6 protein-coding genes and 1 pseudogene are annotated in these 6805 nt (G+C 39.2%); all 7 read left to right on the forward strand.

Going from position 1 to position 6805, the window contains the following annotated elements; all coding sequences use genetic code 11:
• Positions 1 to 772: ABC transporter permease (locus ACEWK1_RS27030; protein WP_416636837.1), on the forward strand; the 772-nt coding region annotated here is incomplete at its 5' end.
• Between the two features lie 57 nt (positions 773 to 829).
• Complete coding sequence (locus ACEWK1_RS27035; RefSeq protein WP_212134817.1) at positions 830 to 1759, forward strand: ABC transporter permease; 930 nt, start codon at positions 830 to 832, stop codon at positions 1757 to 1759.
• A gap of 72 nt (positions 1760 to 1831) precedes the next feature.
• Positions 1832 to 2968: a BMP family ABC transporter substrate-binding protein gene (locus ACEWK1_RS27040; RefSeq protein ID WP_232273460.1), complete on the forward strand. Its 1137-nt coding sequence runs from the start codon at positions 1832 to 1834 to the stop codon at positions 2966 to 2968.
• A 19-nt stretch (positions 2969 to 2987) separates the two neighbouring features.
• Complete coding sequence (locus tag ACEWK1_RS27045; RefSeq protein WP_121661675.1) at positions 2988 to 3965, forward strand: aromatic ring-hydroxylating oxygenase subunit alpha; 978 nt, start codon at positions 2988 to 2990, stop codon at positions 3963 to 3965.
• A gap of 164 nt (positions 3966 to 4129) precedes the next feature.
• Positions 4130 to 4573, forward strand: a complete 444-nt coding sequence (gene hutP / locus ACEWK1_RS27050) for a hut operon transcriptional regulator HutP (protein ID WP_212134818.1) — start codon at positions 4130 to 4132, stop codon at positions 4571 to 4573.
• 119 nt (positions 4574 to 4692) lie between these two features.
• Positions 4693 to 6207, forward strand: coding sequence for a histidine ammonia-lyase (hutH, locus tag ACEWK1_RS27055; protein ID WP_212134820.1), 1515 nt, complete (start codon positions 4693 to 4695; stop codon positions 6205 to 6207).
• Positions 6204 to 6805, forward strand: a pseudogene (locus ACEWK1_RS27060) (urocanate hydratase); the annotation flags it as partial. The gene hutH and the pseudogene ACEWK1_RS27060, both read left to right, overlap by 4 nt.

Below are 6805 nucleotides of genomic sequence, written 5' to 3' on the forward strand. Positions count from 1 at the left end.
GCAATTTTTACTAGGAGCAATTGGAGCAACAGCTATCACCATTTACTTTCCAAACTTGCCTGGAATCGTTTATATCCCACTTATGGTCATCGTCGGAATAGTAGCTGGTGCTGTATGGGGATTACTTACCGCCTTACCTCGTACCTATTTTCAAGTAAATGAACTGATTACTTCCTTGATGTTGAACTATATCGCTCTCTTGCTGTTAGATTATTTTGTTTTTGGACCATGGAGAGATCCTGAAGGCTTTAATTTTCCTGGAACTCCAATGTTTTTACCTTCACAATTACTTGCCACAATAGGTGATACTCGACTTCATATTGGAGTATTGTTTGCAATAATCGCGGTTGTTTTATTTGCATTTCTCATTTTAAAAACCCGTTGGGGCTATGAATTAAGAGTATTAGGTGCTAATCCATCAGCGGCTAAATACGCCGGTATCAAAATTAATAAACACATTCTCCTAGTTATGATGATTAGCGGAGGGATGGCAGGGTTAGCTGGAATGATTGAGGTATCTGGTGTTGCAGGAAGGCTCATGTATGGTATTTCACCAGGTTATGGATACACAGCTATTATCGTTGCATGGCTTGCCAGATTAAACCCATGGGCAATGATTGTTTCGTCGATTTTTATTGGTGGGTTAATAGTCGGTGGTTATAGTGTTCAAACCATTGGCCTACCATCTTCTATGTCTCTAATGCTTCAAGGTGCCATTTTATTTTGCTTAATTGGTGGAGAAATGCTTAGCAAATTTCGTGTGAAAAAGTAAGAAACAAGATAACCGTGATTTTCGTTTATTAAAAAAATAAGGAAGGGAGGCACGACAATGGATGTTTTCATTTTGCTCTTAACAGCAGCCATATCATCTGGTACACCATTGCTGTTTGCGGTACTAGGAGGAATTTTAAGTGAAAAAGCAGGCGTCATACATCTTGGTACTGAAGGCATTATGCTAATTGGGGCAGTCATGTCATGTATTGTTTTTATTGAAACCGAAAGCTTGTTCGTAACATTTATTGCCTGCTTATTAGCCTCAGGATTCCTCGGACTTATTCATGCATTTTTAAGTATTAGTTTAGGTGCTAATCAAATTGTGAGTGGGTTAGCGATCACTTTATTCGGTACGGGACTGAGTGCGTATTTAGGTAAATCTGTAGCAGGAATTGCGTTACCGGTATCCGTTCCGAAGGTGGAGCTAAGTTGGCTGGAGTTCATCCCTGTGATCGGTAAGGTGTTTTCAAACCTCGATCTTTTCATTTGGATGAGTATCGTGTTAACGATTGTTCTTTATTTATATATGTACAAAACTTCATGGGGCCTTCATTTAAAAGCGGTTGGTGATAGTCCTTCAACTACAGATGTGATGGGGATTTCAGTAACAGGTTTTCGTTATTTTCACGTCATTTTCGGCTCGATGCTTATGGGACTATCAGGATTTTATCTCATCATGGCCTATTCACCGAACTGGATAGAAGGAATGACAGCTGGAAGAGGATGGATTGCGATTGCTTTAATTATCTTTGCTCGCTGGAATCCTATCTACGCATTATTTTGCGCCTATTTTTTCGGTGGCCTTGATGCACTTGGTTTTCGTATGCAACTATTTGAAATACCGGTTCCATCTTATTTTCTGAAAATGATTCCCTATTTTGCAACGATTGTAGTCTTAATGTTTGTTGGCTGGAAAAACAGAAACAAACCTCCGATTGAACCAAAGTCATTAGGAGTTCCGTATTTCCGCGAGCAACGATTTTAATGATCAGATCACTTAAGGAGGTGGTGTATCCGGTAATTGAATAGATTTTTTTAAAATAAGGGGGATATTGAGTTGAAGAAAAAAATAATGGGCTTATTTGTATTGATCATGATGTTCATGGTTATTGTTGCTTGTTCTCAGGAGTCTTCACAGCCTGCTGAACCTGAGACAACAGAAGAAGAAACAGAAGCAACAAAAACAGAATCAGAAACAGAGGAATTACCAAAAGTAGCATTTGTTTATATTGGTGTACCTGGTGATGGAGGTTGGACGTTCGAGCATGATAAAGGAAGACAAATGGTTGATGAAACATTTGGTATTACCTCGACAACAGTAGAAAATGTTCCGGAGGGTCCTGATGCTGAACGTGTTATTGAAGAACTTGCTCAAGATCATGACATTATTTTTACAACAAGCTTTGGATATATGGATCCAACTGTGAATGTAGCTAAAAAATATCCTGATGTTGTGTTTATGCATGCAACTGGTTATAAAACCGCTGAAAACCTGGGTACATACCAAGGGAAAGGGTATCAGCCCGGATATTTAGCTGGGATTGCGGCTGGAAAGTTAACAGAAAACAATAAAATTGGTTATGTTGGTGCCTTCCCAATACCAGAGGTGATTTACACAATTAATGCTTTCACATTAGGTGCACAAAGTGTAAATCCAGATATTGAAGTTTCAGTTGTTTGGAGTAATACGTGGTTTGATCCTGCAACCGAAAGACAGGCAGCTATTACATTATTAGATGAAGGTGTTGACGTTCTAGCAAACTATCAAGATTCACCAGCGGGTATCCAAGCTGCTGCTGAACGAGGCGTTTGGGGAATGGGGAATGACTCTGACATGAACAAATACGCTCCTGAGACTTATGTAACGAATCCAACTCTTAACTGGGGACCTTATTATGTTGATGTTGTGCAAAGTGTAATAGATGGGACATGGGAAACGAATTCCTATTATGGAGGTTTAAAAGAAGGGATGGTTGACTTAGCTCCATTCGGTAAAAATGTACCACAGGATGTTCAGGATGCTGTTAATACGAAAAAACAAGAAATCATTGATGGAACTTTCGAGGTATTTAGTGGTCCTATTTATGATCAGTCAGGAGAAATTAAGCTCGATGAGGGAGAAACAATTCCTCTTGAAGAAATTCTTAGCATGAACTGGTTTGTTAAAGGTGTAAAAGGAACAATTCCAGAATAATCGGAAAGGATGACATGTCATGCAAGTGAAAGATCCTGTTTTGTTTCATCAATGGCATCCGGTCCTATTATCGAAAGAGTTAGCTGATCTTCCAAAGGCTGCTGAAGTTCTTGGTGAAAAGATTGTCATATTTCGTACGTCTCAAGGTGTGCATGCTTTTAAAGATTTATGTATTCACCGCGGAGTACCACTGTCATTAGGTAAGGTTGTGAATGATGCAATTGTTTGTCCATATCATGGATGGACCTATAATACGTGTGGAACATGCACAAAAATCCCAGCAATGCCAATAGGAAAGGCGATACCAAGAAAGGCAAAAGCCATTACTTATCATTGTGTTGAAGAAGCCGGGTTAGTATGGGTCTGCCTGGGTCAACCAGAACATCACCCCGCTATTGGTGAAGAAAATGTGGGCAATGAATTGGTTCGTGTTGAAATGGGGCCTTATGAAATCAATGCAGCAGGGCCACGGGTTGTTGAAAATTTCCTAGACGTTTCACATCTTATGTTCGTTCATGAAGGACTTCTTGGAGACAGTCAGTTTCCTGAAATTGGTGATTATGAGGTGCATGAGCAAGATGGAGTTCTAGTTTCTGATGAAATCGACATTTATCAACCAGATCCAGATGGAAGAGGGCATGGCGTCCATGCAAAATACACGTATAAAGTCTTTCATCCACTTTGTGCAGGGTTTACAAAAAGAATTGATCATTCTGAAGAGTTTTTTGATCTTTATCTTATCGTTTCACCAGTAAATGAAGAAAAAAGTAAAGCGTTTATGATTATGGAACGCAATTATGCGCTCGATGAAGATGAAAAGGTATTTGTGGATTTTCAAGACCTTTTAATTGAACAAGACAAAATTATTGTAGAAAATCAAAAACCAGAGTTACTTCCACTAGATCTTCAAGCAGAGCTACATTTAAAGAGCGATAGAGTTAGTATTGCCTACAGAAAAATGTTAAAAGAAGTAGGATTATCATTTGGAACTGCATAAAAATAAATGTAGGAAGGCTGTGAAAGCCTTTCTTTTTTCATATATCGAATCCTCTTACTCTATTATTTTTTGTTTCTTCTAAAAAATATAGTACTCAAAGAACAAACACATGCATAGGATAATTTTAGATACTAGACATTAGATGAAAAGAAAGAGTTGTTATTATGGCATTAATTAAAAATCGATTAATTGGACGAAATGCAATTATGCTGTTGTTATCCGAAAATCCTAACGAACAGCTTCAATTCCTTCAACAAAACAAATGGAGGGGCTGTTTGGGGAAAGTGGGTTCGATGGAGGCGAATAAAGTCGTTGCATCTATTGAAACAGCAGCAAAGAAAAATGGCATCATTCAGTCTGATGTTTATCGTGAATCACATGCATTATATCATGCGATTATGGAAGCCTTACATGGTGTAACCCGAGGTCAAGTACAGTTAGGTTCAGTGTTACGAACCGTTGGACTTTCTTTCGCGGTTTTACGTGGCAATCCATATGATCATGAGCAAGAAGGAGATTGGATTGCTGTAGCACTGTATGGAACAATTGGTGCTCCAGTAAAAGGCTCTGAGCATGAAACGATTGGCCTTGGTATTAATCATATATAAAGTGCCCATAGTTAATAGATAAGCAGGGGGCTATATCATGAAATCTTTGATTTCATCGATATAGCCCCCTTTTTTATTGACCCTTTAATCAGCTAAAGGGCATGAGGGGAGTAGTAAAAATGATCTTGCTAGATGGAGAAAGCTTAAGCTTTTCTACTTTACTAAAAATCCTATTTAAAGGAGAAAAAGTTGGATTCTCGGATGAAAGCTTAAAACGTGTGGTGGCAAGCAGAAAAGCGGTTGAAAAAATCGTTTCCGAGGAAAAAGTTGTTTATGGTATTACTACAGGCTTCGGGAAATTTAGTGATGTGTTCATTGAAAAAGAAGACGTTGAGCTCCTTCAACTCAATTTAATTCGTTCACATGCATGCGGAATTGGTGATCCGTTTCCAGAGGTTGTTTCACGAGCAATGCTTGTTTTACGTGCCAATGCCTTACTCAAAGGTTTTTCGGGTGTACGTCCTATTATCATTGAAAGATTAATTGATTTGGTAAATGCCGAAATTCATCCTATTATTCCACAACAAGGCTCTTTGGGCGCAAGTGGTGATCTAGCTCCACTTTCACATCTTGCTCTCGTGTTAATAGGAGAAGGTGATGTGCTGTATAAAGGTCAAAAAACAACAGCAATTCAAGCACTAGAGCAAGAATCGCTTTCCCCAATAACCCTTACAGCAAAGGAGGGGCTAGCCCTTATTAATGGCACTCAAGCGATGACCGCAATGGGCGTAGTTGCCTATCTAGAGGCAGAAAAGTTAGCCTATCAAGCTGACTTAATCTCGGCTGTAACCATAGAGGGTTTAAGGGGAATTCTGGATGCTTTTGATGAGGATATTCATCTTGCTCGTGGATATAAAGAGCAAATTGACGTAGCGAACCGAATTAGATCCTATTTATCTGATAGTCTACTAACGACGAGACAAGGAGACATTCGCGTACAAGATGCCTATTCAATTAGGTGCATTCCGCAAGTTCATGGGGCTACATGGCAAGCGTTAAATTATGTGAAAGAAAAACTTGAAATTGAAATGAATGCAGCAACAGATAATCCGTTACTTTTTCTTGGTGATGAAAAGGTATTGTCTGGTGGAAACTTTCATGGCCAGCCGATTGCCTTTGCTATGGACTTTTTAAAGATTGCCATTGCAGAATTAGCCAATATCTCTGAACGACGAATTGAAAGATTAGTAAATCCTCAACTAAATGATTTACCAGCCTTTTTAAGTCCAGAGCCTGGTCTACAATCAGGTGCGATGATTATGCAATATGCCGCTGCCTCACTAGTCTCGGAAAACAAAACATTAGCACATCCGGCTAGTGTTGATAGTATTCCTTCATCAGCTAATCAAGAAGATCACGTTAGTATGGGAACAATCGCGTCACGACACGCTTATCAAATTATTACAAATACTCGGCGAGTGCTAGCGGTAGAAGCAATTTGCAGTATTCAAGCGGCTGAATTTCGTGGTGTTCAAAAGATGTCAACCGTTACAAGGAAATTTTATGAAGAAGCAAGACAGGTTGTTCCATCCATCGTAAATGATCGAGTTTTTTCGATCGATATAGAAGCAATGCAACATTGGTTAAAGCTCGGAGCAACATCAATACCAACTAGCCTGGAGGGAACAAAATGAATTCAAACTATGTGGAGAAAATAAAAAGATATAGAGGTACAAAACTCAATACAAAAGGATGGCAACAAGAGGCTGCTCTGCGGATGTTAATGAATAATTTAGATCAAGATGTTGCCGAAAATCCTGAGGAGCTTGTTGTATATGGCGGAATTGGGAAAGCTGCACGAAATTGGGAAAGTTTCGATACAATCGTCACATCTCTAAAATCATTAGAAAATGATGAAACACTGCTCATTCAATCTGGTAAGCCTGTTGTTATTTTTAAAACACATGAAAATGCGCCGCGTGTATTGATGGCCAATTCCAATCTTGTTCCGGCTTATGCAAACTGGGATACGTTTCATGAACTCGACCAACAAGGACTTATGATGTACGGTCAAATGACGGCGGGCAGCTGGATTTATATTGGTTCCCAAGGTATCGTTCAAGGCACATATGAAACATTTGCTGAATTAGCAAAACAACATTTTCACTCTTCTCTTAAAGGGACGATTACGTTAACCTCTGGACTTGGAGGAATGGGTGGGGCACAACCTCTTGCTGTTACGATGAATGGCGGGGTTTGTCTTGCAATCGAAGTAGATGAAAGAAAAATTGA

Source organism: Metabacillus sp. YM-086, assembly GCF_048059995.1.
Classification (GTDB): domain Bacteria; phylum Bacillota; class Bacilli; order Bacillales; family Bacillaceae; genus Metabacillus; species Metabacillus litoralis_B.